Origin of the sequence: Ferrovibrio terrae (assembly GCF_007197755.1) — a bacterium.
Taxonomy (GTDB): domain Bacteria; phylum Pseudomonadota; class Alphaproteobacteria; order Ferrovibrionales; family Ferrovibrionaceae; genus Ferrovibrio; species Ferrovibrio terrae.
The window spans coordinates 2646399-2671326 of the sequence record NZ_CP041636.1; the positions used below are offsets into that span (position 1 = coordinate 2646399).

A 24928-nucleotide genomic window follows, 5' to 3' on the forward strand; every position below is an offset into this window, starting at 1 on the left:
ACAGATGCGGCATGATGTTGACAGCTCAGGCCGGCAGCGCGATGGCCGAAACCTGCCGGCCGTAATCAGCTTCCTTCTGAAGCGTCATGCGACGATAGCTGAAGAAGCGCTCGGGGTCGCTGCAGGTGTCGAGCCCCAGATTCTCCGCCACCACATCCGCATGCCGCAGACGCTGCATCAGATAAGCCGGCAGATCGAATTGCCAATGGCCCTCTCGTTTACCGGTGGCAAAGAAAACGGCGTTGGCAGTATCGGCGGCCAGAAATTCATCACGGAAAGGCGCGCTGACCTCATACGATGCCTGCCCGATACAGGGGCCGACAGCGGCCCTGATGTGTTCGCGTCGCGCGCCCAGTGCGATCATGGTCTCGATGGTGGCGTCAGACACGCCGGCCAGCGCGCCACGCCAGCCGGCATGGCAGGCGCCGATCACGCCGGCCTCCATGTCGGCGAAAAGCACAGGCGCGCAGTCAGCCGAGAGAATCCCGAGCGCGATGCCGCGCCTGCGGGTGACCAGACCATCGGCTTTGGGCCGCTGCGCGATGTCGTAGTCATCGCCGACCACGACGACGTCGCGGCCATGCACCTGATACAGCGAGACCAGTCCATGCGGGGCGTTCAGACTCGCCGCCACGCGATGGCGGTTCTCCTGCACAGACGCCGCGGTATCCGATGAGCCCGGGCCACAATTCAATGACGCATAAAGCCCGGTCGATACGCCGCCACGGCGCGTGAAAAAGCCATGCGGCAGGCCGGAAAAGCCAGCGGCCGTGACGGGAGCGATGGCTTCGGCCCGATTGGGTGCTGGGGTAAGAACTGTCATGCAAAGCCTGCGGGTTGCGGTGACTCCGGCGCCGTCAGCACCAGTGCCTTGAACAGGGTGCCCATCGTCTCCGGAGCGGTCAACCGCCGTATCGCCTGGTCTACATCGCCGGCCTGCGCGAGATTGTCACGCTTCAGCTTGGCTGCACGCGCCTGGATGCCGAGCTGGTTGAGGAACGCGCCCTGGCCAATCGGGCCATGCACCAGGGCGCCGGCGCGTTTTGCCGCGAGCGCAAAGGAGCCAAAATCGACATGGGCCGTAAGATCGGCAAGGCCCGGGATTTGCAGCGGATCCGCGTAAGTGTGGCGATACACGGCCTGTAGTGTTTCACCAACGCCTGCACTGGCATAGCCGTAATCGATGAACAGCGCCGCGCCGCCCTGGCTTTTCAGCCGCGCGGCGATCTCGACCGCAACGGCGCGCACCGGCGGACTGGATTCCACGATGGAGCCCGGCGGCGAGTCGCGCAGCACCTGCGGCAGCAGTTCATCGAAGGGCAGCGCACGCGGGTCGAGCATGAAGCACAAGTTGCCGCCGGCGCCGTCCAGTCCGACGCAACGTTCATGCCATGCATTGTCGTCACCGCGCTGGAACTGCCGCACCGGCAGTGCGTCGAGGAATTCGTTGGCGATCAGCAGCAGCGGTGCATCCCTGGGGATCGCGGCGACCTGTTCGTGCCAGGCGGCACCTTCATCCGCGAGCGCCGTCTGCTGCAGGCCGCGCAGCCGCGCGGAAGCCTCCACCAGCACCGGCGTCAGCGCACGGCGGAAAGCGGGCAGGGCGCGGGCGGCGCGCAGGGCATCGCGCATCAGCGTGCCGCGGCCGGGGCCGAGTTCGACGAGGTAGCATTTTTCCGGCTCACCCATACGCTGCCAGTAATCGGCAGCCCAGAGGCCGAGCAGTTCGCCGAACATCTGGCTGATCTCGGGCGCGGTGATGAAATCGCCGTGCAGGCCGATGGCTTCCTGGCTGCGGTAGTAGCCGTGTTCGGGATGCAGCAGGCAATCGGCCATGAAGGCTGTCACCGTGATCGGGCCCTCCGCCGCAATGCGGCGGCGCAGGAGGTCGAGCAGCGGTGCGGCCTTTACGCCGCTTTCTGCCGGCGTGCCCACCACACCACTCCGATACCGAACAGCACCATCGGCAGCGACAGCCACTGGCCCATCGTGGTGCCGCCAACCAGATAGCCGATCTGCGCATCCGGCTCGCGGAACAGTTCACCCACGATACGCGCCATGCCGTAGCCAATCAGGAACACGCCCGACAGCGTGCCCGGCGCGCGGTCCATCACACGGCTGTTCCAGCGCACCAGGTTGACCAGCAGGAACAGCAGGATGCCCTCCATGAAGGCCTGGTAGAGCTGACTCGGATGACGCGGCAGCGGGCCGCCGGTGGGGAAGGTCATCGCCCAGGCGACGTCAGGTGCGACGCGGCCCCAGAGCTCGCCGTTGATGAAGTTGGCGATACGGCCGAAGAACAATCCGATCGGTGTGATGCAAGCGATCACATCGGTAAAGGCCAGGAAGGGGATTTTGCTGAGCCGGCAATAGGCCAGCATGGCGAAGATCACGCCCAGCATGCCGCCGTGGAAGGACATGCCGCCCTGCCAGACCGCGAAAATCTCGACCGGGCGGTGCAGGTAGTAGCCGAAATTGTAGAACAGCACATAGCCAAGCCTGCCGCCGAGCACGACACCGAGCGTGGCCCAGAGCAGGAAGCCGTCCACCTGTTCCGGCGTGATGTCGCTGCCGGGCCGCCTGGCGATGCTCATCGCCCAGCGCCAGCCGATCACCAGTCCGGCGATATAGGCCAGTGCATACCAGCGCACGGCAAATGGCCCGATGGCCACCGCGACCGGGTCGATCACCGGAAAGGCGAGGGTGAAAAGCATCATTCTTCCGTGCTGCCTTCGGCGCGAGGACGCAGCGTCGGGAAGGCGATCACCTCACGAATGGTCTGCGAATTGGTCAGCAGCATCACGATGCGGTCGATGCCGATGCCCAAGCCGCCCATCGGCATCATGCCGGCCGACTGGGCTTTCAGGAAATCCTCGTCGATGCGATGCGCTTCGTCGTCGCCGCCATCGCGCTGGCTCTGCTGATCTTCGAAACGGGCGCGCTGTTCCTGCGGATCGGCCAGCTCGGAGAAGGCGTTGGCGATTTCCCAGGTGTTGCAGAAGGTCTCGAACCGCTCGGCAATCGTCGGGTTGGCATGGTTGGCCTTGGCCAGCGGTGAGATCGCCTTGGGCAGGGCGACCACATGGGTCGGCTGGATCAGGTTGGGCTCGACGAAATGCTCGAAGCAGGCCTCCACTACCTTGCCCCAGCTTGCCGTCGGCGCGATATCGACGCCGGCCTTTTTTGCAGCGTCGCGCGCAGCTGCGTCATCCAGGCCTTCCAGCTTCACCTTGCCGTGTTCTTCGATCAGTCCCAGCATGGTGCCGCGACGGAATGGCGGCGTGAAATCGATCTCGTGCTCGCCGAAGGTCACCTTGGTGCTGCCGGTGGCCACGATTGCGGCATTGGCGATGGTGCGTTCGGTAATCGCCATCATGTCCTCGTAATCGGCATAGGCCTGATAGAGTTCCATGGTGGTGAATTCGGGATTGTGGCGCGGCGAGATGCCTTCGTTGCGGAAGCAGCGATTGATCTCGAACACCTTCTCGCTCAGACCGCCGATCACCAGCCGCTTGAGATGCAGCTCGGGCGCGATGCGCATGTAGAGCGGAATATCCAGCGCGTTGTGATGCGTCTCGAACGGTTTGGCGATGGCGCCGCCGGGGATGCTGTGCAGCATCGGCGTCTCGACTTCCAGGAAGCCTTCGCCGTTGAGGAACTGGCGGATCGACTGGATGACGCGGAAGCGCGTGCGCAGGGTCTGGCGGCTTTCCTCGTTGCCGATCAGGTCGTACTCGCGATGGCGATACCGCTGCTCGACGTTCTTCAGGCCATGCCACTTCTCCGGCGGCGGCTCCAGCGCCTTGGCCAGCACCACGATCTCATCGGTATCCACCGTAATCTCGCCGCGCTTGGTGCGGCGCACCTTGCCGCGCACGCCGATGATGTCGCCCAGATCCAGTGCCTTCATGACCGGGGCGAAACGACCCTGCACGTCTTCCTTGCCGGTATAAACCTGCAGCTTCACGGTATCGTCGACCAGGTCGATGAACATGCCGCTGTTGCGGATCGCCATCACGCGGCCGGCTACAGCCACGCTTTCTTCGGTCTTTTCCTCGGCCTGAAGATGCGCGAACTGCTCATGCACCGCGGCATTCTTGTGCGACTTGGGAAATTTCGGCGCGAGATAGGGATCGAGGCCGAGCTGACGCAATTGCTGCAGCTTGGCTTCGCGGTTGGCGCGCTCGCCGCTGGCATCGGCCGCGGCGGGTGAAGGCGAGGTCTGGTTTGTCACGGCAAGTCGCTTGGCAGGACGGTAAATGTTGCGGCGGAACCTAGCACCCGGCCCCCGGCTTTCCAACCGCCCGGCCCTGGCCGACGGCATCCGGCAAACCTTTCTGTGGATCAAACCGAGTCACGGCGGAGTCGGCGGGGAATAGCTGTGGAAAACGCCGGTTGCAGCGCTTGCGGGCAGGGCTGATGCTGGCCATATCGGATAAGGATTTCCCGCTTGGAGTCGCGCCATGCAGACTGACAACCGCCTGCTCGACGATCTCAGCCGCATCGCCACTGGCGCGCTCGGCACCCTGCAGGGTGTGAAGGGCGAAGTGGAGCAGGCATTTCGGCAGCGGCTGGAACGGGCGCTGGCCGACATGGAACTGGTCAGCCGCGAGGAGTTCGAGGCCGTGAAGGCGATGGCCCAGGCGGCGCGCGAAGAGAATATCCGCCTGTCCGAACGCCTCGCCTTGCTTGAATCCAGACAGAACGGCGGAGTCGGCGATCCAGCCTAACCTGAGCACGGATCAGGCGAATTTCATGAATTTTTCCTAAATCTGTTCTTGCACCACAAATGACCCGCGAATACTCTAAATCTATGGTGTGTCCTGTTTCTCAACACCTAAATGTATGGTCAGCCGAGGCTTTGGGGGCTTTCTCGGCCGGGGCCGGTGCTGTCGCCTCATGGGGCCAAATTCCCAGCCAGATGAGCCATTCCCGGGACATTCAGCCGAATATCGGCCGCCGCAAGGGGGAGCGTTAACGTATGCGGACTCTGATCGAAAGCGAGACCTACAGCCGTCTGAATCCGCTCGATCTGGTCGAGCAGATCGTCGGTGAGCATGAATGGCCCTTCGACCGCCAGGGCCAGGACGAACTCACCGTCGGTGTCTCGGGCCGCTATTGCGAACATCAGATGTGGTTTTCCTGGCGCGAAGAACTCGGCGCGCTCAGCTTCACCTGCGCGTTCGACATGAAGGTGCCGGTCAATCGTCGCCGCGACCTGCATTCGCTGCTGGCCTATGTGAACGAGAAGGCGCTGATCGGCCATTTCGATTACTGGACCGAAGAAGGCATGGTGGTGTTCCGCCAGGCGCTGCTGCTGCGCGGCGGCCTGGGCGCGACCACCGAGCAGATCGAAGACCTGATGGAAATCGGCCTGTCGGAATGCGAGCGCTTCTACCCTGCATTCCAGTTCCTGGTCTGGGGCGGGCGTACGCCGGAAGATGCCGTCGCCGCTGCCATGTTCGAGTGCCTCGGCGAGGCCTGATCGGCCGCCGCCCTCCATCCATCTTTTTACGATCCGAGGGCGGGAGAAGCGCAGCGCTTCCCCGCCCTCACTGTTTCTGCCACAACAGCGCATCATTCCTGGGTTTCGGCGCATGTCGGGAGGTGTGTCATGACGGGTATTCTGCTGGTGGGCTGCGGCAAGATGGGCAGCGCGATGCTGGTCGGCTGGCTGCAGCGCGGTGTTGCGGCTGCCGATGTGGTCGTGGTCGAGCCCAATCCGGTGCCTGACCTGCCGGACGGCGTGCGGCAGGTGAATGATGTCGCGGGGATTCCGGCCGATTTCGCGCCCGCGTTGGTGCTGCTGGCAGTGAAGCCGCAGGTGATGGATACGGTTGCGCCGGCCTATGCGCGCTATGCCGCGAAGGATGGCGCATGTTTCCTCTCGGTGGCGGCGGGCAAGACTATCGCCACGCTCAATCGCCTTCTGGGGGGATCTGCCGCCATCGTGCGCAGCATTCCCAACACGCCGGCCGCAGTGGGCGAGGGCATCACGATCGCCTGCGCCAATCCATCCGTGCGCGCGGAGCAGCGCGCCTTGTGCGAAATGCTGCTCTCGGCCATCGGTGAGGTCGGCTGGGTGGAGGAAGAGGGCCTGATCGATGCGGTGACTGCCGTGTCGGGCTCAGGGCCGGCTTACGTTTTCTGGCTGACCGAATGCATGGCGGCAGCGGGCGAAGCCGCTGGCCTGCCGGCCGATCTGGCGGCCCGGCTCGCTCGAGCCACAGTGAGTGGGTCGGGGATCCTGATGAAGCACAGCCCCGAAAGCCCGACCCAGTTGCGCAAGAACGTCACCAGCCCCAACGGTACCACCCAGGCGGCGCTGGACGTGCTGATGGCGCCGGACGGCGTCGAACCGCTGATGAAGAAGGCGATTGCGGCCGCCACGCGGCGTTCTCGGGAACTTGCCGGCTGATTCAGACTTGTTCTTACCGGCCCGGGCTCCCAGATTAGTCCGGTTCCAGCGGAGACAGCCCCATGGCAAAGACGACTGGCAAGGCGACGAGGAAGGCAGCAGCGGCCAAAACCGGCGCTGCGGCCGAACGCGTTGCGGCCGATCCGGTTGCCGTGATGCTCGATCTCGTGGCCGAACAGGGCTGGCGTGCTGTCACGCTGGGCCGCATCGCCCAGGCCAGCGGCCTGCCGCTCAGCGCGCTGTACGGCCAGTATGCCTCCAAGACCGACCTTCTGACCGCCTATGCGCGTCGCATCGATCTGGCCATGCTGGCGGCGCTCGGCGAGCCGGGCCCTGCGCCGGCCGATGCGGCGGCCGTGAAGGACCGGCTGTTCGAGGCCGTGATGGCGCGTTTCGACGCGCTCAACCCGCACAAGGCGGCGATCCGCGTCATGATGCGCGAGCTGCCGGGCGATCCGGTGGCGCTGGCCTGTTTCCTCCATCGTGGCCTGCGCCAGGGCCTCGACTGGATGCTGGCAGCAGCCGAACTGGATGCCGGCGGCCTGTCCGGCGCAGTGCGGCGCAAGCTGCTCGGGGGCATCTATCTCGACACCCTGAGGGTCTGGCTGAAGGACGACGGCGCCGACATGGCCACCACCATGGCGCATCTCGACAAGCGGCTGGAGCAGGGGCTGGGGCTGTTGACGGGCCGGGGGCCACTCTCCCGGCTGCGGGAAAAAGCCACAACCTCCACCTGAGTTTTTTAGGCTAAGTTGTTGTTATTTATTATTGTGCAATGCACAATAATTCATTGACGCTGGAGCCAGTCACCGATACCTTGCCCGGCGTTTCATATACCGACCGACCCCGGGAGCACGCCATGAGCAAGACCACCGAGAATCCGTTCGCGAGTTTCGACCTCAGCAAGATGTTCGCCGACATGAAGCTGCCCGGCCTCGATCCCGCCGCTCTGGCCGCTGCCCAGCAGAAGAATTTTGAGGCGCTGACCGCCGCCAACAAGCGTGCCTATGAAGGCTACCAGGCGCTGGCCAAGCGCCAGGGCGAGATCTTCAAGGAGAATATGGAAGAGCTCGCCGGCATGCTGAAGGGGGCGACTCCCGGCGCTGCTGCCGACCTCAACCCGGCCAAGCAGGCTGAAGTGGTGCGCGTGGCCGCCGAAAAGGCGCTGGCCAATCTGCGTGAATTGTCCGAGATGCTGGCCAAGACCAACACCGAGGCCTTCGATCTGGTCAACAAGCGCCTGCACGAAAATATGGAAGAGATGCGCAAGCATCTTCCGACCGCGAAGTAATCCTGCCGCCGCCTTTGCGGCCGGCACAGGGATTTGCCAGACGACAAACGGGCGGAGTAAAACTCCGCCCGTTTTTATTTGCCCGGTTGCAGATGGGAGACCGCGATGGCCGAGATCACCTACGATGATTTTCAGAAGGTCGATATTCGCGTTGGCACGGTGGTTCGCGCCGAGCCGTATCCTGAGGCGCGCAAGCCCGCGATCAAGGTCTGGGTCGATTTCGGTTCGCCCCTGGGGGTGAAGAAATCTTCGGCGCAGCTCACGAAGCACTACACGCCCGAAGGCCTGATCGGTCGTCAGGTGATTGCGGTGGTAAATTTCCCGCCGCGCCAGATCGGCGCCTTCATGTCGGAGATACTGGTGCTTGGCGTGCCTGATGCCGACCATCAGGTCGTACTGCTCGGGCCCGGCCAGCCGGTGCCGGATGGCGGGCGTCTATACTGACCCTGTCCACCCCGACTCTGTGTGTATTGACCGGACCTTGGCCTGAGTCGACAATCCCGGCTCAGGAACCAGCCCAATGACAAGAAAAATCCGTTTCGCGTTTCTCACCTCTCTCGCAGTCGCCAGCGCGACGTTCGGCGTTGCCGGCCGTCCTGCTGCGGCGCAGGACCACGACTGTGTGGTGCGGCAGTTCATCCTCACCAACCTGGTGAGCAATCTCGAGCCGCAGGGCGCGGTCGAGGGCAACTATCCGGTCGGCACCGAACGCGCCTATGGTTTTGCGCGTCTCGACTGCACGCAGGTACGCGCCGGCGAGACCTTCTGGTTTCACTGGATGCGCAACGATCAGGAAGTCGGGCGTTCCAAGGCGCGTGTCGATGTCAGCCGCAACTGGCGCATCTGGTCGCAGTCGCGCATTTTCCCGGGTGACTGGGTGGTGCAGCTGAAAGATAGCGATGGCCGCCTGCAGGCCGAGCGCCGCTTCACCGTCGCCGAACCGCCGAAGCCTGCGGAAAACTGAAGCCGGTCGTCAGACCGGCAATCTGATCGTCACCATCAGGCCGCCCATCGGCGACTGACCCAGCGCAATCTCGCCGCCATGCGCCAATACCGCGTCGCGCGCGATGGTCAGGCCCAGTCCGACATTGCCGCTGCCATGGCGGGCCTGGTCCAGGCGATAAAAGGGACGAAACACCTTGTGCCGTTCCTTTTCCGGCAGACCAGGTCCGTCATCCTCGATCCGGATTTCCACCCGGTTCGCCATCCGTGTCACGCTCAGCTGCACGCGCCGGCCAAATCGCAGCCCGTTTTCGATCAGGTTTGACAGCGCCCGTTTGAAGCTCAGTCGGCGCAGCGGCAGGGTGAGATTGGATTCGATATCGATCTGCAATTCGCGGCCGCGCCGGCGCACATCGTCTGCCAGTTCAGCGATCAGGTTGCCCAGATCGGTTGGCTCGGCGGGCTGTTCGCTCTGACCGCGTGCAAACGCCAGATAGGCCCCCACCATCTTTTCCATTTCGTCGATGTCGCGCTTCAGTTCATCGACTTCAGGATCGGCCGGCATCATCGACAACTGCAGCTTCATGCGGGTCAGCGGGGTGCGCAGATCGTGGCTGACGCCCGCCAGCATTTCAGTCCGTTCGCGGATATGGCGACGGATACGGTCGCGCATGGCCAGGAAGGCGCGAGAGGCGGCACGAACTTCCTCGGCGCCGGCAGGGCGGAAGTCGGCGATATCACGGCCTTTGCCGAAGGCGTCCGCTGCCTCGGCCAGACGACGGATCGGCTTAATCTGGTTGCGCAGGAACAGCACGGCGATGCCGAGCAGCACGACGGAGGCGGCCGCCATCCACAGCACGAAAGCATAGGTGCTGGTCGAGAAGATGCGATTCTCCGGCGCCGTCACCGTCATCAGTGCATCCGGCAGCTTCACATAGATCACCACGGTGCGGTCGTTGCGCTGGGTGTCGATCATGTAAGGCTGTGAAACACGCTCGCTGAGTGCCTGTGCCAGCATGCGGTCGAGGATCGAATAGCGCCGCGGCGCCGGGATATTGGCGGGGAAATCCCTGTCGGGTTCGAAGGTGATGTCGATTTCCAGAGCCCGGTCCATCTGCCACATCAGGTCGGCCAGCACGGCGGGGTCGCTATTGTTCTCACGCGTCGCGATCACCACGGAGATCTCGCCGGCGAGGCCGAGGCCCAGACGGCGCGTCACGGCATCCCAGTGGCGTTCGTAGAAAATATAGGTCAGCAGCGCCTGCAGCACCACGACCGGAGCAACCAGCAGCACCAGCCAGCGGCCGAACAGGCTGCGCGGCAACAGGCGCTTGAACACGGTCATGCGCTGCTATTCAGTCCAGAGCACATAGCCTTCGCCCCAGACGGTTTGCAGGAAACGCGGATTGCGCGGGTCGGTTTCGATCTTGCGACGCAGTCGGGTGATCTGCACGTCCACGGCTCGACTTTCGCCGGTCGTCGCCGGATCGGCCAATGCGGCGCGTGGCACTGTCTGGCCCGGACTGCGGGCCAGAATGCGCAGCAGTTGTGCTTCGCCGGTGGTGAGAGGAACAAGCTCGTCGCCGCGCGTCAGTTCGCCGCGCACGGCATCGAAGCTGAAATCGCCGAATCGGGTGGCGATTGTCGGCGGTACCGGCGCGGGGCGGGCAGCACGCTTCAGGATCGCATTGATGCGCAGCGTCAGTTCGCGCGGCTCAAACGGTTTCGGCAGGTAGTCGTCGGCGCCGGTTTCCAGGCCCTTGATGCGGTCTTCCGCCTCGCCCCGCGCGGTCAGCAGGATCACCGGTACGGCATTGCCGCGCTTGCGCAGATCCTGCACGAAGTCGAAGCCGTTTTGCCCCGGCATCATCACATCGACGATCAGCAGGTCGAAACTGACGGAGGCAAGCTTGTCGGCGGCGTCGGCAGCATCTTCTGCGCTGGTGACGCGATAATTCTGGCCGGTCAGGTAACGCACCAGCAGGGTACGGATGCGCTCATCGTCGTCGACGACAAGAATATGGGGCTCGCCGAGATCCATGGTGTATCGAACCTCAGCGCCGCTGGATCGCGCGCAGGATCGCCGGGCGTTCCTGTGCATCGATCAGGCCGGACAGAACCTTGCGATAACCGGCCACTGCTTCGGCGCCGGCCTCGCGATAGGCTTCGGCCACCTTGGCCTGCTGCACTGTAGCGATTTGACGTTCCAGATGTTTGCCCTGGTCGGTGAGGAACAGCTGGCGCTGGCGGCGATCGCGCGTGCCCTGCTGCTGGCGCACGAAGCCGCCTTCGATCATCGCCGACAGCACGCGAGACAGGCTCTGCTTGGTGATGCGCAGGATGGCCAGCAGTTCGGCCACGGTGATGCCAGGATTGCCGCCAATGAAGTGCAGCGCCCGGTGATGCGCCCGGCCGAAGCCATAGCGGTCCAGGATTTCGTCCGGGCCGCGGGTAAAGTCACGATAGGCGTAAAACAGCAACTCGATGGCCTGGCGAAGCTCGTCTTCGCGGAGGAAAAGGGGATTGGCCAGCGATTTCAGGTCGGTCATGATCGTCTATATGGACCAAAGGGATAGCGGGCTTCAAGCCAACTAGTACAATATCGGCCATAATTGCCGCGAACAGGCGGGGCGAGTGGCCATCGCGAAAATTATGTCAGTAGTATTGACATAATTCGATCATATTGTTACCCCTGTGCCCGCTCAAAGGTAATAATAATGCTTATCGCTCGTTTCGCCTGAGGAGGAATGCTCCATGTCCCTGCTTCCGTATGATGATCGCGACGGCCTGATCTGGCTCGATGGCAAGCTGGTCCCGTTCCGGGATGCCAAGCTGCATGTCCTGACCCACGGCCTGCATTACGCCTCGGCCGTTTTCGAAGGCGAGCGGGCCTATGGCGGGGAGGTCTTTCACCTGACCGAACACAGCCAGCGCCTGATCGATTCCGGCAAGTTGCTGGATTTCACCATCCCCTATTCGGTCGAGGAGATCGACCGGGCCACCCGCGAGACCGTGGCTGCCAACAAGATGGCGGATTGCTACATCCGTCCGATCGCCTGGCGCGGGTCGGAGATGATGGGCGTTTCGGCGCAGCAGAACAAAATCCATGTCGCCATCGCCGTGTGGGAATGGCCGAGCTACTTCTCACCGGAAGCCAAGATGAAAGGCCTGCGGCTGCAGATCAGCGACTGGCGCCGCCCGGCGCCGAACACGGCCCCGACCAAGGCGAAGGCAGTCGGCCTGTACATGATCTGCACGCTGTCCAAGCACAAGGCCGAGCGTGAAGGCTATCAGGATGCCCTGATGCTCGACTGGCGCGGCCAGATTGCCGAGGCCACTGGCGCCAACATTTTCTTTGCCAAGGACGGCAAGCTGCACACGCCGACGCCGGATTGCTTCCTCGACGGCATCACCCGGCGCGCCGTGATCGCCATGGCCAAGGGGCGCGGCATCGAGGTGATCGAGCGTCCGATGCAGCCCGAGGAAATGGCCGGCTTCGATGAATGCTTCCTGACCGGCACGGCTGCTGAAGTGACGCCGGTGTCCGAGATCGGCCCCTACAAGTTCACGCCGGGCAAGATCTGCCAGGCGCTGCTGGGTGAATTCGATCTGGCGACGCGCGCGAAAAAGGCGGCCTAGAAAAAGACAGCCCGGGCCGTCTGCAGTTTCCGGGCTTCAACGAACGGCCACGCGCTCAGCGCGTGGCCGTTTGCACGACAGGGCAGTAGTAATCGTACTGGAATCCGCAAATCTGCTCATCGCGCTGGATGCGCTCGCCGACCAGGCCACCCAGCAGCATGTCGATAGCGGTGCCGTCGGTGGAGAGCGGCAGCAGCAGGGTTTCAAAGCCGAGCATGCGACCGCTTGGCGCAACCGTGTATTTGCCGGCGGCATAGGCCGGCCCGCGGGTGTCGAGCGGAATGCCGAAGAAGTTCTCCACCACCACGGCATTGGCGCCGAACAGGTTTTCATCGACCTGGCGGTTGGTGGTTTCGCGGCCCATCGAGCCAACGATGCCGGTGCCGACCAGGCGGAACTGGAAGCGCGGATTGCCTGTCTGCACATTGATCAGGGCGACGAAGGGCAGGAAAGGCACCATCTCGTCGGGCTGCAGGTCGGCGCGCGCGGGCAGGCGGCCGAGATAATTCTCCTTGGCCTCCCAATAGCCCAACAGATTGCGCAGCGATTTGCTGCGGATCCGGTCCGGGGCGACCGAGGAGATCACCTCGGTTTGGGGAACATTCGGATCTGACGACGACATGCTGAGATGGTGTACTCGCAAGCGGTGAAATGGCAACGGCTGCTGGTCTGCAATGCGAACACTGACCAGTCCGGTCAGGCTATTCTACGAAGCCAGCCTGCAGCAAGGAAATGCCGCACACAATAGCAGCAGTAAATTGCAATTCAGCAGCGTTGGGGCGCATCAGGCCGCTAGTAGTACCACCGTATGTCAGCGATTCCAGCGGGATGCGGCTTCGTCGTCGCTGGCCTTAGCTTCGACCCAGCGACGTTGGCCGCCGTCTTCTTCCAGTTTCCAGAAGGGGGCTTTGGTCTTCAGCCAGTCGACCAGGAACGCGCTGGCTTCGAACGCGGCCTGGCGGTGGGCCGAGGCTGTGATCACCAGAACGATCCGGTCACCCGGCACGAGCTCGCCATAGCGGTGGACGACAAGGCAGTCATCCAGCGGCCATCGTTGCCGCGCCTCGGCCACGATGGCTTCGAGCTGACGTTGGGTCATGCCCGGATAGTGTTCGAGCGTCATCCGCTGAACGGTGGCGGGATTGGCAAAATCGCGTACCAGGCCGGTGAAGGTGACGACAGCGCCGATCTGCGTCTGGCCGGCGGTCATACGGTCCAGTTCGTGGGCGGTATCGAAGTCCTCGAGCTGTACTCTCACAGTCATGGCACGACTCCGGCGTCAGCCGCCGGTGACCGGCGGGAAAAAGGCGATTTCGTCGCCCGGCCGCACGGCATCGCCCGGCTGGGCGTAATCCTGATTCACGGCGACGCGGACCATGGCGGGATTCGCCAGTGCCGCATCATGCTGTTCGCTGCGGCCGCGCAGCCAGGTCACCAGTTCGGCGACTGTGCGCACCTCGGCGGGCGGCGATACGGTTTCCTCCGGCACGCCGATACGTTCGCGCAGCAGGGCGAAATACAGCACCTTCATCGCTCGCCCTTTGGCATCAATCCGCGCCCTTGGAGGGGGGGCGGTCGTCAGCCGCCATGTGGCGCAGACCAGTCTGCAGGTAATCCCAGCCGGTGTAGAGCGTCAGGACGGCGGCAACCCACAGGCCGATCTCGCCGACGAGGCGGATATGCAGGAAGGCCGGGCCGTAGTCGCCGACAATGAGAATGCCAAGCGCGATCAACTGAACCGTCGTCTTCCACTTGGCCAGCGCCGACACCGGCACCTTCACGCGCAGTTCGGCAAGGAATTCACGCAGGCCAGTCACGGTCACTTCGCGGCACATGATGACGACTGCGGCAAGACAGGTGATACGGTCGATCCGTTCGAAGGCGATCAGCATTATGATCACGGCAGCGACCAGCAGCTTGTCGGCGACCGGATCGAGGAAGCGACCCAGGTCGGACATCTGCCCCCATTTGCGGGCCAGATAGCCGTCGAACCAGTCGGTGATTCCGGCCAGTGCAAACAGCGCCAGCGGCACCCAGGCGCTCCAGGCACCAGGCAGGTAGAAGGCCGCGCAAATGGCTGGAATCGCCAGGATGCGCGATACGGTCAGGATATTCGGCAGGCTGTTCAGCATGTCTGAAAAGCTATCGCATGCCGCCGGGCAGGGCCAGAGCCGGGCCGCGGTCTGCTGCAGTGCGAATGCGGTTCAGCCGCCGTGGAAGTGGTCATAAATCTTTTTTGCGACGGCTTCGCTGATGCCGGGTACGGCTTCCAGATCGGCCAGCCCGGCACGCGACACCGCCTTGGCCGAGCCGAAATGCAGCAGCAGGGCTTTCTTGCGGGCGGCACCGATTCCCGCGATCTCGTCGAGCGGCGAGCGGATTTGGTCCTTGGCGCGCTTGGTGCGGTGCGTGCCGATGGCGAAGCGGTGCGCTTCGTCGCGCAGCCGTTGCAGGAAAAACAACACAGGGTGGCGCGGCTCCAGCATGAACGGCTCGCGACCGGGCAGGAAGAACTGCTCGCGCCCCGCATTACGTTCCGGCCCCTTGGCGATGCCGACCACCGGCACATCCTCGACTCCGAGCTCCTGCATCACCTGAAGCACGGCGGCGAGTTGGCCTTTGCCGCCGTCAATCAGCAGCAGGTCGGGCCAGTCGGCGGCATTTTCGTCCTCGGCATCTTCTTTCAGCAGGCGCTGGAAGCGGCGGGTCAGCACCTCGCGCATCATGCCGTAATCGTCACCCGGCACGAGGTCCTCGCCCTTGATGTTGAACTTGCGATAGGCATTTTTCCGCAGGCCTTCCGGGCCGGCGACGATCATGCCGCCCACGGCATGGCGACCCATGATATGGCTGTTGTCGTAGACCTCGATCCGCTGTGGCGGTGCGTCCAGGCCGAACAGTTCAGCCACGCCCTGTAAAAGCTGCTGCTGCGATGCGGCCTCGGCCAGCCGGCGGCGCAGGGCATCGCGGGCATTGGTGACGGCATAATCGACCAGATCGCGCTTGGTGCCGCGCTGGGGCACATGCAGCTCCACCTTGTGGCCGCTATGGTTGCTCAGGGCTTCCTCGATCAGGTCGGCATTCTCGACCGGGTTACTGAGCAGGATCAGGCGCGGCGCCTCGCGTTGGGCATAGAACTGCCCGATGAAGGCGTCGAGCACCTCGCTGATTTCGACATCGCGGGTGTGGGCCGGGAAGTACGAGCGATTGCCGAAATTCTGTCCGGCGCGGAAGAAGAATATCTGGACGCAGACCAACCCGCCCTCGTCATGCACGGCGATGACATCGGCATTTTCGATGTCACTCAGGTTGATGTCCTGCTTCTGGGTGATGTGTGCCAGCGCGCGGATGCGGTCGCGCAGTTCGGCGGCGGTTTCATAGTCGCGCTGGTCAGCGGCCTGCTGCATGCGGCCCTGCCAGATATCCAGCACCTGACGGTTCTTGCCCGACAGGAAACCGCGCGCGTCGTCCACCACCTTCATATAGTCGGTTTCGCTGATGCGGCCGACGCAGGGAGCTGTGCAACGTTTGATTTGGTACTGAAGGCATGGGCGGCTGCGGCCGGCGAACTCGCTGTCGCTGCAACTGCGCAGCGGAAAGGCACGCGACATCGCGTTCAGTGTCACATGCACGGCGCCGGTCGAGGCAAACGGCCCGAAATAGTCGCCTGGGACGTCGCGGGCGCCGCGATGCTTGGTGATGGCCGGGTAGGGATGGTCGTGTGCCACCAGGATATAGGGAAAGGACTTGTCGTCCTTCAGCAGCACGTTGAAGGGCGGCTGCACCTGCTTGACGAGGTTGGCTTCCAGCAGCAGCGCTTCGGCTTCGGTGTGGGTGGTGGTGACCTCAACCGAGCAGACCTGTCGCACCATGCGCTGGATGCGGATCGTCAGGCCCTGCAACTTTGTGTAGGAGGTGACGCGCTTGCGCAGCGACCGGGCCTTGCCGATGTAGAGGACGTCACCGCGTGCATCGAGCATGCGATACACGCCGGGACCCATCGGTAGTGTTGCAAGATGGCGCTGGATGACCGCCGCGCCGATCTCAGCAGGCAACAGCCCGGGCTGTGGTTCGGCGGTGGGGTCTTCACTCATACGCATCACCTTACTGACAAAAACCTAATGATTGCACGACGTTGACAAAAGCATCCCAAGGCTGTGGATAACTGTGTGGGGAAACATCGGCTGTATCGTCGCGCTGTAGCGGGCCGAAATTCAATACGCTTCTGCGTAGTGCGGCGGGATTTTTGATAATGAACTGACGCATAAAGAGAAAGTCGAGTTATCCACAACAAGCGGCGTCGCGAATCCAGGACTGAGAGCCATTTCGACTCGCCCTGCAGCCCTGTGGACAACCTCGCCGGCAACAGGAAACGCCCCGCAGAGTCAAGCGCTAGTTCGATCGCCCTGAGGGGTGAATCGTCAGCCGCGGCGGCGTTCGATTTCCACGCCCACGCCGGCTGCCTCGGCAATCGCATCCGGCTTTTCCACCCGCACGCGGGTGCGCAGCACGCGGGGATCATCCAGGCACAGGCCGGCCAGCCGTTCAGCCAGGGTTTCGACCAGGCCGACATGGCCCTCGGCCAGCAACGCTTTGGTCCGCTGCACCAGGTTGTCGTAGCAGACCACCTCGGCATAGGAGCGTGGCGGCTGGCCCGGCGTTTCGGCCACCCAGAGATCCATATTGATCAGGACTTTCTGGGCCCTGGTCAGTTCCTCCGGATAGACGCCGATCAGGGCGTCCAGCAGCAGGTCGCGTACGAAGACGCGCCGCGCCGGACGGCTGGCTTCGGTGATCGCGGGGACCGGGATTTCGGCCCATGCGGCGCGGGCGCGATCATGGATTGTCATGTCAGTCCTCCAGCGCGATCCGGGCGACAGGCAGCGGCCCGCCGGGTTGTTGCCAGGGCAGATGCTGGCCGCCATCCAGGGCGATCATCTGGCCCGTCACGGCCGGAGCGTCAAGCAGGAAACCGATGGCTGCGGCAATCTCGCCTGGTTCGGCGCCCCGGTGCAGCGGCGTGCTTTCCCATTGCTTGCGGAACTGGTCCTCGGTCTGGTGCGGGCTAGGCAGGACCGGGCCGGGGCCGATGGCATTGACCCGGATATGGGGTGCCAGCGCCATGGCCAGCGTCTGGGTCAGGGTCCACAGCCCGGCCTTGGACACCGTATAGGAGGCGAAATGCGGGGTCAGGCGCCAGACCCGCATATCGACCATGTTGATAATGTTGCCGGGCGTCCCCTCAGGCAGCTGTGCAGCGAAAGCCTGCGACAGGAAGAACGGCGCCTTCAGGTTGGCATCCAGGTGGCTGTCCCAGCTCTGCTCGGTGGCGGTTTCGACATGGTCGTAGACGAACAGCGAGGCATTGTTGACCAGCAGCGACAGCGCGCCGAGCGCAGCGGATGCTTGTGCCACCAGACCCGAGACGGCCGCATGATCCGACAGGTCGGCCTGCACGACGGCAGCATGGCCGCCGGTCTGCACGATCTCGCGCGCGACAGCGTCGGCCTCGTCGCGTGAGCGGTTGCAATGCACGGCGATACGATAGCCGCGACCGGCCAGATGCAGTGCGATGGCGCGGCCGATGCGGCGGCCGGCGCCGGTGACCAGGGCAGTCGGGGCTTTTGAGGAAACAGCCATCAGCGCTTGCTTCCGCGATAGGCACGGCGCGAACCGGCGCGGCCACCGGTGGAGCGTCCGGCAGGGCGCGGTGCCTTGGCGGCATCTTCAGAGAAGCCGGCTGGCCTGCGGTTCTGGATGGTGATTTCCAGTTCGTTCATTTCCAGCCGCTTGATCTCGTCGCGCAGGCGCGCGGCTTCCTCGAATTCGAGATTGCCGGCCGCTTCCTGCATGCGTTTCTCAAGGTCGTCGAGATGGGCCTTCAGATTGTTGCCGACGAGATGGCCGCCGCTGGCGGCGCCGGCATCGACGGTGAAATGATCCTGCTCGTACACCGACTGCAGGATGTCGCCGATCTGCTTCTTGATGCTTTCGGGCGTGATGCCGTTCTCTTCGTTATAGGTCTGCTGCTTCGCACGGCGGCGCGCGGTCTCGTCGAGCGCGCGCTTCATGCTGTTCGTGATCTTGTCGGCATACAGGATCGCGCGGCCCTCGACGTTGCGTGCGGCGCGGCCAATCGTCTGGATCAGCGAGGTTTCCGAGCGCAGGAAGCCTTCCTTGTCGGCATCCAGGATGGCGACCAGTGCGCATTCCGGAATATCCAGGCCCTCGCGCAGCAGGTTGATGCCGATCAGGATGTCGAACACGCCCAGCCGCAGGTCGCGCAGAATCTCGATACGCTCCAGCGTTTCGATGTCCGAATGCAGGTAACGCACCTTGAGGCCGACTTCGGTCATGTATTCGGTAAGGTCTTCCGACATGCGCTTGGTCAGGGTGGTCACCAGCACGCGGTGGCCTTTTTTCACCATCTCCTTGCATTCGGCCAGCAGATCGTCGACCTGATGCTCGACCGGGCGGATCTCGGTCACCGGATCTATAAGCCCGGTGGGGCGGATCACCTGTTCGGAGAAGACACCGCCGGTGCGTTCCATTTCCCATTTGCCCGGCGTGGCCGAGACGAACACGCTCTGCGGCCGCAGCTGCTCCCATTCCTTGAAACGCAGCGGCCGGTTGTCGATGCAGGATGGCAGGCGGAAGCCGTATTCGGCCAGCGTCGCCTTGCGCCGGAAGTCGCCGCGGAACATGCCACCAATCTGCGGCACGGTGACATGGCTTTCGTCGACAAACAGCAGCGCGTTGTCGGGCAGGTATTCAAACAGTGTCGGCGGCGGCGCGCCTGGTCCGCGGCCGGTGAGATAGCGCGAATAGTTTTCGATGCCGGCGCAGGCGCCGGTCGCCACCATCATCTCGAGGTCGAAACTGGTGCGCTGCTCCAGCCGCTGGGCTTCCACCAGACGGCCCATCTTCATCAGCTGGTCGAGGCGGACACGCAAATCCGCCTTGATCTGCTCGATGGCCTGATTCAGCGTCGGCTTGGGCGTCACATAGTGGCTGTTGGCGTACAGCTTCACGGCCTGGATCGCGTCGGTCTTGTGGCCAGTCAGCGGATCGAATTCAACGATGCTTTCCAGTTCGTCGCCGAACAGCGACAGGCGCCAGGCGCGGTCTTCCATATGCGAGGGGAAGATTTCCACGCCATCACCACGCACACGGAAAGCGCCACGGGCAAAGGCCGTGTCGTTGCGGCGATACTGCAGCTCGACCAGACGGCGCAGCAAGGTATCGCGGTCGATGCGATCGCCGGCCTTGAGATTCAGCGTCATCTCGGAATAGGTCTCGACCGAGCCGATACCGTAGATGCAGGAGACCGAGGCGACGATGATCACGTCATCGCGTTCGAGCAGGGCACGCGTGGCCGAGTGGCGCATGCGGTCGATCTGCTCGTTAACCGAGGAGTCTTTCTCGATGTAGGTGTCGCTGCGCGCCACATAGGCTTCAGGCTGGTAATAGTCGTAATAGGAGACGAAGTATTCCACCGCATTGTTGGGGAAGAACGCCTTCATCTCACCGTACAGCTGCGCGGCCAGCGTCTTGTTCGGCGCCAGGATCAGGGCAGGCCTACCGGAGCGCGCAATGATCTGCGCCATGGTGAAGGTCTTGCCCGAACCGGTGACACCCAGCAGAACCTGGTCGCGTTCGTCGTTCAAAACGCCTTCGGTCAGTTCGGCAATGGCGGTCGGCTGGTCGCCCTTGGGTTCGTAGGGGGCCTGCAAGTCATAGGCAATGCCGCCTTCGCTCTTGTCCGGGCGGGGCGGGCGGTGCGGCACGAAATCGGGGAAATTGGCATCGGCGAACCGATCCGGATCCTCGATCTGGCGCTCCACACTCTGGATCACGGGGCTCTGGCTCATGGCTGCCAATATGGGGCGGGATGGGCCTGCCGCCAAGGCGCCGATGGCCCCGGAATCGGCACGGAATGCGCCCAAAGGACGTTCCGGTGCCCTGCTGCTGCCACAGTCTGGCAAGACCTTCCAGGCCGTTGGGCCCTCCGGTATACAGGGGCCCAGGGAGATCGCATCCATGACCGTTATCGTTACCGGCGGCGCCGGCTTCATCGGCTCCGCCCTGGTCCGCCGGCTCAATGCGCAGAAGCGCCGCGTCGTTACCATCGACAAGCTGACCTATGCCGGCAACCCGGATAATATCGCCGCCCTGCCGCATCCCGAACTGCACAGCTTCGAGCAGGTCGATATCTGCGACCGCGCCGCCATCAAGCGCATTTATGCCGGGGTGAAGCCGCAGGCGGTCTATCACCTGGCCGCCGAAAGCCATGTCGACCGTTCGATCGACAGCCCGGCGCCATTCATCGAGACCAACGTGAATGGCAGTCTCGTGCTGCTGGAGGCGGCGCTGGATCACTGGCGCGGGCTGGATGGAATCGCGAAGGGCCAGTTCCGCCATTTGCAGGTCTCGACCGACGAGGTCTATGGCGAGCTGGGCGACACTGGCTATTTTGATGAGAACAGCTCCTACAAGCCGAACTCGCCCTATGCCGCCAGCAAGGCGGCCTCGGATCATCTGGCGCGCGCCTTTGGCCGCACCTATGGCCTGTCGGTCATGGTCACCAATTGCGGCAACAACTACGGCCCTTACCAGTTTCCGGAAAAGCTGATCCCGCTCACCGTTCTGAACGCGCTGGAGGGCAAGACCCTGCCGATCTATGGTAAGGGCGAGCAGGTGCGCGACTGGATTCATGTCGAGGATCATGCTGCCGCGCTGCAGATGGCAATGGAAAAAGGCCGGTCGGGCGAAACCTACCTGATCGGCTCGCGCGGCGAACAGCGCAACATCGACCTGGTGCACAAGCTCTGCGCCGTGCTCGACGGCCTGGTGCCGCGGCAGGATGGCAAGAGTTATGCGACGCAGATCGCCTTCGTCACCGACCGGCCGGGCCACGATGCGCGCTATGCCATCGATCCTTCCAAGGCCGAGCGTGAACTGGGCTGGAAGCCGGGCCATACGCTGGAAGCCGGCCTGAAGGCAACCATCCAGTGGTACCTCGACAATTCGGCGTGGTGCCGCCGCGCCGGGCAGGCCTATGACCGCGGGCGCATCGGCCTCGGCTAGGGTTTGTCCCGCCGCCGGTTCGCGCCCGTCCGGAGCCAGTTCGAGCCAGTTTCGTCCTGTTTGAGCCAGTTCCGTCCTGTTTCGTCCCGTTTCGTCCTGTTCTGTCCCGTAGAATCCCGCGTAAGTGCTTGGCCTTGTGTACCAAGGCATTGATTTCCCGATCCACGATGTCCAACAGCAGCGCCGTTTGGCCGGCCCGCTCTTTGTTGCATATTTGAGTATGCGAACAAATGTTCTTATATGATGGGAATATTAGCATAATAACTGATAAGAGGAAAGGGTAGCCGCGTGGGCGGCAGCCTGCCGGACCGCGACGCCATGAAACGAAAACGGCCCGCCGAAGCGGGCCGTTTTGCTTTTGGGGGTGCGAACTGCGCTTAGGCCTTGTTGGTCCGGCGCTCCCACCAGGCCTGGATCTCGCCGACGATGCCTTTGCGGAAGGCCATCACGACGACCACGAAGATGAAGCCCTGAATCACCAGCACCCATTCGCCGAAGCCGGCGAGGTAGTTCTGCATGGTGATGATCACGGCAGCACCGACCACCGGGCCGAAAATGGTGCCCATGCCGCCGACCAGCGTCATCAGCACGACCTCGCCCGACATCTGCCAGGTCACGTCGGTCAGCGAGGCGAGCTGGAAGACCAGCGCCTTGGTGGCGCCGGCAAGACCCGCCAGTGCGGCCGACAGCACGAAGGCCAGCAGCTTGTAATGATCGACGCGGTAACCGAGCGAGATGGCGCGTGGCTCGTTCTCGCGGATCGCCTTCAGCACCTGGCCGAAGGGCGAGTTGACGGTGCGCCAGATCAGCAGGAAGGCGCCGGCAAAGATCGCCAGCACGACATAGTAGAAGGTCAGATCGTTCTGGATATTGATCAGGCCGAAGAGCGGCCGGCGCGGGATGGCCTGGATGCCGTCCTCGCCGCCGGTGAACTTCACCTGGAGGCAGTAGAAGAACACCATCTGCGACAGCGCCAGCGTCACCATGGCGAAGTAGATGCCCTGGCGGCGGATGGCCAGCAGGCCGGTGACGAGACCGAGCACGGCGCCGCAGGCGGTGCCGTACAGGATGCCGAGTTCAGGCGAGAAGCCCCAGGCCTTGACCGAATAGCCGCTGACATAGGCCGCCAGGCCAAAGAACATGGCATGGCCGAACGACAGCAGGCCGACATAGCCGATCAGCAGGTTGAAGGCGCAGGCGAACAGCGCGAAGCACAGCACCTTCATCAGGAAGACCGGATAGATCGCGATCGGTGCGACGAGGCCGATGCCGATCATGACCGCAAAGGCGATCAGTTCACGGTGCTTGGTGCTCTCGGACTTTGGCACGACGGAGGCGGTAACGGCAGTGCTCATGGCCTTGTCCTTACTTGGGTGTGCCGAACAGGCCGGCAGGCTTCACCATCAGCACAATGGCCATGACGATGAAGATCACGGTATTGGAGGCTTCCGGGTAGAAGACCTTGGTCAGGCCTTCGATGATGCCGAGCGAGAAGCCGGTGATGATCGCGCCCAGGATCGAGCCCATACCGCCGATCACGACCACGGCGAATACGATGATGATCAGGTTGGAGCCCATCAGAGGGCTGACGTTATAGGCAGGTGCGGCCAGCACGCCGGCCAATCCGGCCAGGCCGACGCCGAAGCCGTAGGTCAGCGTGATCATGCGCGGCACGTTGATGCCGAAAGCCTGCACCAGGTCGGGGCGCTCGGTGGCGGCGCGCAGATAGGAGCCGAGCTTGGTGCGCTCGATCATGAACCAGGTGCCGAAGCAGATCACCAGCGAGGCGATCACAATCCAGGCGCGGTAGTTGGGCAGGAACATGAAGTCGAGCCGTGTGCCGCCCGGCAGCGGGTTGGCGTAGGGCAGGCCCGACGAACCGAACTGCTTGCGGAAGACACCCTCGATCATCAGCGCCAGGCCGAAAGTGAGCAGCAGGCCGTAGAGGTGATCCAGATGATAGAGGCGCTTAAGCAGCAGCTTCTCCATCACAACACCGGTCGCGCCGACAATCAGCGGCGCCAGAACCAGCGCGCCCCAGTAAGGAATGCCGGCCCATTCAAGCAGCATCCAGGCGGCAAAGGCGCCCATCATATACTGGGCACCATGGGTGAAATTGATGACATTGAGCAGGCCGAAGATCACGGCCAAGCCGAGACTCATCATCGCATAAAAGGCACCATTGATCAGGCCGAGCAGAAGCTGCCCGAACAACGCCTGCGGCGGAATGCCGATTAACTCGAACAACATGCGAAGACCCCCGGTAGAAAATCGAAATGGTGCCGGCCGGTCGCCCGGCCGGCACCTGAGTTCAGGAGCTGATTAGCTCTTCTTGACCAGCGAGCAATCGCCGTCGCCCAGCGGGCGGAAGGCTTCGGCAGCCGGAATGGTCTTCTTGACGGTGACGTAATCCCACGGCTTCTTCGACTCACCCGGCTTCTTCACTTCGACCAGGTACATGTCGTGCATGTGGCGGCCGTCCTCGCGGATGGTGCCCTTGCCGAACAGCTTGTCCTCGGTCGGGATGCTCTTCATCTTGGCCACCACGGCTGCGCCGTCGGCATCCGCCTTCATGGCCTCGACAGCCTTCAGGTAATGGATGACCGACGAATAGATGCCGGCCTGCACCATGGTCGGATGCTTGCCGCCATTGGCTGCAGCAAACTCCTTGGCAAACGCGCGGTTGTTGTCGTTCATATCCCAGTACCAGGCGGTGGTGAAGTTCAGGCCCTGGGCAGTCTTCAGGCCCAGCGCATGGACGTCGGTGATGAACATCAGCATGCCCGCAAGCTTCTGGCCGCCTTCGACGATGCCGAATTCAGCCGCCTGCTTGATCGAGTTGATGGTGTCGCCGCCGGCATTGGCGAGACCGACGATCTGCGCCTTCGAGGCCTGCGCCTGCAGCAGGAAGGACGAGAAGTCATTGGTCGACAGCGGATGACGGACGGCGCCCGTAACCGTGCCGCCATTCTTCTTCACCACGTCGCCGGTATCCTTCTCCAGCGCATGGCCGAAGGCATAGTCGGCAGTCAGGAAGTACCAGCTCTTGCCGCCGGTCTGCACGATGGCCTTGCCGGTGCCGTTGGCCAGCGCCCAGGTGTCGTAAGTCCAGTGGATGAAATTGGCGTTGCAGGCCTTGCCGGTCAGGTCGGAACTGGCCGGACCGGAGCCGAGGAACACCTTGTTCTTTTCCTTGGCGATCTGGGTGATGGCGAGCGCGACCGAGGAGGTCGGCACGTCAACGATGACATCGACGCCGTCAACGTCATACCACTGACGGGCGATGTTCGAGCCCACGTCGGGCTTGTTCTGGTGGTCGGCGAAAACGACTTCCACCTTCAGGCCCTTGGCGGCGGCGCCGTAATCCTCGACCGCTTTCTTGGCAGCCCAGGTGCCACCCGGACCGGACACGTCGGCATAGAGGCCGGACTGGTCGTTCATCACGCCGATCTTGATCGTGCCGCCGCTGTATTGCGCATGAGCGCTGCCGGCCGCGAGCAATGCTGCCGTAGTGACAGCCAAAGTATTAAAACGCATCGTTTCCTCCTTGG

At 63.3% G+C, this 24928-nt stretch carries 27 protein-coding genes; 9 read left to right on the forward strand and 18 right to left on the reverse strand.

From position 1 onward, the window contains the following. Nucleotides 1-25: 25 nt before the first annotated feature. From pgeF to lysS, 4 genes are read right to left on the reverse strand one after another with little or no spacing between them, the layout of a single operon-like run. Entirely contained in the window at nt 26-823 is a 798-nt protein-coding gene (pgeF, locus tag FNB15_RS12905) for a peptidoglycan editing factor PgeF (RefSeq protein ID WP_144069096.1), read from the reverse strand. Beyond that, complete coding sequence (locus tag FNB15_RS12910; protein ID WP_246068681.1) at nt 820-1935, reverse strand: class I SAM-dependent methyltransferase; 1116 nt, start codon at nt 1933-1935, stop codon at nt 820-822. The genes pgeF and FNB15_RS12910 overlap by 4 nt, the downstream gene beginning before the upstream one ends. Beyond that, a complete protein-coding gene (gene lgt / locus FNB15_RS12915) occupies nt 1908-2714 on the reverse strand; it encodes a prolipoprotein diacylglyceryl transferase (protein WP_144258753.1) in 807 nt (268 codons plus the stop codon). Before lgt ends, FNB15_RS12910 begins: the two co-directional genes overlap by 28 nt. Next, entirely contained in the window at nt 2714-4234 is a 1521-nt protein-coding gene (gene lysS, locus FNB15_RS12920) for a lysine--tRNA ligase (protein WP_221932643.1), read from the reverse strand. The genes lgt and lysS overlap by 1 nt, the downstream gene beginning before the upstream one ends. 229 nt (nt 4235-4463) lie before the next feature. Between lysS and FNB15_RS12925 the strand changes: the two genes are divergently transcribed. The 7 genes from FNB15_RS12925 to FNB15_RS12955 all read left to right on the forward strand — a co-directional run bounded on the left by FNB15_RS12925 (nt 4464) and on the right by FNB15_RS12955 (nt 8673). After that, nucleotides 4464-4730 carry an accessory factor UbiK family protein gene (locus FNB15_RS12925; protein WP_144069098.1) on the forward strand — a complete coding sequence of 89 codons (267 nt, stop codon included), beginning with the start codon at nt 4464-4466 and terminating at the stop codon, nt 4728-4730. A 251-nt stretch (nt 4731-4981) separates the two neighbouring features. Then, nucleotides 4982-5485 (forward strand): type III secretion system chaperone family protein, encoded by a 504-nt coding sequence (locus tag FNB15_RS12930; protein ID WP_144069099.1) that lies wholly within the window; start codon nt 4982-4984, stop codon nt 5483-5485. 129 nt (nt 5486-5614) lie between these two features. Continuing rightward, the gene (proC, locus tag FNB15_RS12935) at nt 5615-6418 is read left to right on the forward strand and encodes a pyrroline-5-carboxylate reductase (protein WP_144069100.1); all 804 of its coding nucleotides are present in this window, start codon (nt 5615-5617) and stop codon (nt 6416-6418) included. 62 nt (nt 6419-6480) lie between these two features. Then, entirely contained in the window at nt 6481-7155 is a 675-nt protein-coding gene (locus tag FNB15_RS12940; protein WP_144069101.1) for a TetR/AcrR family transcriptional regulator, read from the forward strand. A gap of 122 nt (nt 7156-7277) precedes the next feature. Then, on the forward strand, nt 7278-7709 hold the full coding sequence (locus FNB15_RS12945) for a phasin family protein (RefSeq protein WP_144069102.1): 432 nt from the start codon (nt 7278-7280) through the stop codon (nt 7707-7709). Between the two features lie 105 nt (nt 7710-7814). Further along, nucleotides 7815-8153 carry a tRNA-binding protein gene (locus FNB15_RS12950; RefSeq protein ID WP_144069103.1) on the forward strand — a complete coding sequence of 113 codons (339 nt, stop codon included), beginning with the start codon at nt 7815-7817 and terminating at the stop codon, nt 8151-8153. A gap of 76 nt (nt 8154-8229) precedes the next feature. Beyond that, complete coding sequence (locus FNB15_RS12955; protein WP_144069104.1) at nt 8230-8673, forward strand: DUF2914 domain-containing protein; 444 nt, start codon at nt 8230-8232, stop codon at nt 8671-8673. Between the two features lie 9 nt (nt 8674-8682). On the opposite strand, the gene FNB15_RS12960 is transcribed toward FNB15_RS12955, so the two are convergent. The 3 genes from FNB15_RS12960 to FNB15_RS12970 are packed head-to-tail and all read right to left on the reverse strand — an operon-like array spanning nt 8683 to nt 11200. Continuing rightward, on the reverse strand, nt 8683-9996 hold the full coding sequence (locus tag FNB15_RS12960) for an ATP-binding protein (RefSeq protein ID WP_144069105.1): 1314 nt from the start codon (nt 9994-9996) through the stop codon (nt 8683-8685). Between the two features lie 6 nt (nt 9997-10002). Next, the gene (locus FNB15_RS12965; protein ID WP_144069106.1) at nt 10003-10692 is read right to left on the reverse strand and encodes a response regulator; all 690 of its coding nucleotides are present in this window, start codon (nt 10690-10692) and stop codon (nt 10003-10005) included. Nucleotides 10693-10705: 13 nt separating this feature from the next. Beyond that, on the reverse strand, nt 10706-11200 hold the full coding sequence (locus tag FNB15_RS12970; RefSeq protein ID WP_144069107.1) for a MarR family winged helix-turn-helix transcriptional regulator: 495 nt from the start codon (nt 11198-11200) through the stop codon (nt 10706-10708). 205 nt (nt 11201-11405) lie between these two features. On the opposite strand from FNB15_RS12970, the gene FNB15_RS12975 reads away from it, so the two are divergent. Then, nucleotides 11406-12290 carry a branched-chain amino acid aminotransferase gene (locus FNB15_RS12975; protein ID WP_144069108.1) on the forward strand — a complete coding sequence of 295 codons (885 nt, stop codon included), beginning with the start codon at nt 11406-11408 and terminating at the stop codon, nt 12288-12290. A 55-nt stretch (nt 12291-12345) separates the two neighbouring features. On the opposite strand, the gene FNB15_RS12980 is transcribed toward FNB15_RS12975, so the two are convergent. The 8 genes from FNB15_RS12980 to uvrB all read right to left on the reverse strand — a co-directional run bounded on the left by FNB15_RS12980 (nt 12346) and on the right by uvrB (nt 20161). After that, entirely contained in the window at nt 12346-12912 is a 567-nt protein-coding gene (locus FNB15_RS12980; RefSeq protein WP_144069109.1) for a PAS domain-containing protein, read from the reverse strand. A gap of 189 nt (nt 12913-13101) precedes the next feature. After that, the gene (locus FNB15_RS12985) at nt 13102-13554 is read right to left on the reverse strand and encodes a molybdenum cofactor biosynthesis protein MoaE (protein ID WP_144069110.1); all 453 of its coding nucleotides are present in this window, start codon (nt 13552-13554) and stop codon (nt 13102-13104) included. Nucleotides 13555-13569: 15 nt separating this feature from the next. Further along, entirely contained in the window at nt 13570-13821 is a 252-nt protein-coding gene (gene moaD / locus FNB15_RS12990; RefSeq protein ID WP_144069111.1) for a molybdopterin converting factor subunit 1, read from the reverse strand. Between the two features lie 16 nt (nt 13822-13837). Next, the gene (gene pgsA, locus FNB15_RS12995; protein WP_144069112.1) at nt 13838-14422 is read right to left on the reverse strand and encodes a CDP-diacylglycerol--glycerol-3-phosphate 3-phosphatidyltransferase; all 585 of its coding nucleotides are present in this window, start codon (nt 14420-14422) and stop codon (nt 13838-13840) included. A 72-nt stretch (nt 14423-14494) separates the two neighbouring features. Beyond that, a complete protein-coding gene (gene uvrC / locus FNB15_RS13000) occupies nt 14495-16384 on the reverse strand; it encodes an excinuclease ABC subunit UvrC (protein WP_185973541.1) in 1890 nt (629 codons plus the stop codon). A gap of 327 nt (nt 16385-16711) precedes the next feature. Beyond that, on the reverse strand, nt 16712-17140 hold the full coding sequence (gene folB / locus FNB15_RS13005; protein WP_144069114.1) for a dihydroneopterin aldolase: 429 nt from the start codon (nt 17138-17140) through the stop codon (nt 16712-16714). A gap of 1 nt (nt 17141) precedes the next feature. Then, a complete protein-coding gene (locus FNB15_RS13010) occupies nt 17142-17930 on the reverse strand; it encodes an SDR family oxidoreductase (protein WP_144069115.1) in 789 nt (262 codons plus the stop codon). Continuing rightward, nucleotides 17930-20161: an excinuclease ABC subunit UvrB gene (gene uvrB / locus FNB15_RS13015; protein ID WP_221932644.1), complete on the reverse strand. Its 2232-nt coding sequence runs from the start codon at nt 20159-20161 to the stop codon at nt 17930-17932. Before uvrB ends, FNB15_RS13010 begins: the two co-directional genes overlap by 1 nt. A 169-nt stretch (nt 20162-20330) precedes the next feature. Here uvrB and rfbB point away from each other — a divergent pair, with 169 nt between their 5' ends. Beyond that, nucleotides 20331-21377 (forward strand): dTDP-glucose 4,6-dehydratase, encoded by a 1047-nt coding sequence (gene rfbB / locus FNB15_RS13020; protein ID WP_144069117.1) that lies wholly within the window; start codon nt 20331-20333, stop codon nt 21375-21377. 377 nt (nt 21378-21754) lie between these two features. Here the strand turns inward: rfbB and FNB15_RS13025 are convergent, their stop codons facing one another. The 3 genes from FNB15_RS13025 to FNB15_RS13035 all read right to left on the reverse strand — a co-directional run bounded on the left by FNB15_RS13025 (nt 21755) and on the right by FNB15_RS13035 (nt 24914). Continuing rightward, nucleotides 21755-22654, reverse strand: coding sequence for a branched-chain amino acid ABC transporter permease (locus tag FNB15_RS13025; protein ID WP_342777581.1), 900 nt, complete (start codon nt 22652-22654; stop codon nt 21755-21757). Nucleotides 22655-22742: 88 nt separating this feature from the next. Then, nucleotides 22743-23627, reverse strand: a complete 885-nt coding sequence (locus FNB15_RS13030) for a branched-chain amino acid ABC transporter permease (RefSeq protein ID WP_221932645.1) — start codon at nt 23625-23627, stop codon at nt 22743-22745. Between the two features lie 72 nt (nt 23628-23699). After that, the gene (locus FNB15_RS13035) at nt 23700-24914 is read right to left on the reverse strand and encodes an ABC transporter substrate-binding protein (protein WP_144069119.1); all 1215 of its coding nucleotides are present in this window, start codon (nt 24912-24914) and stop codon (nt 23700-23702) included. Nucleotides 24915-24928: the final 14 nt, after the last annotated feature.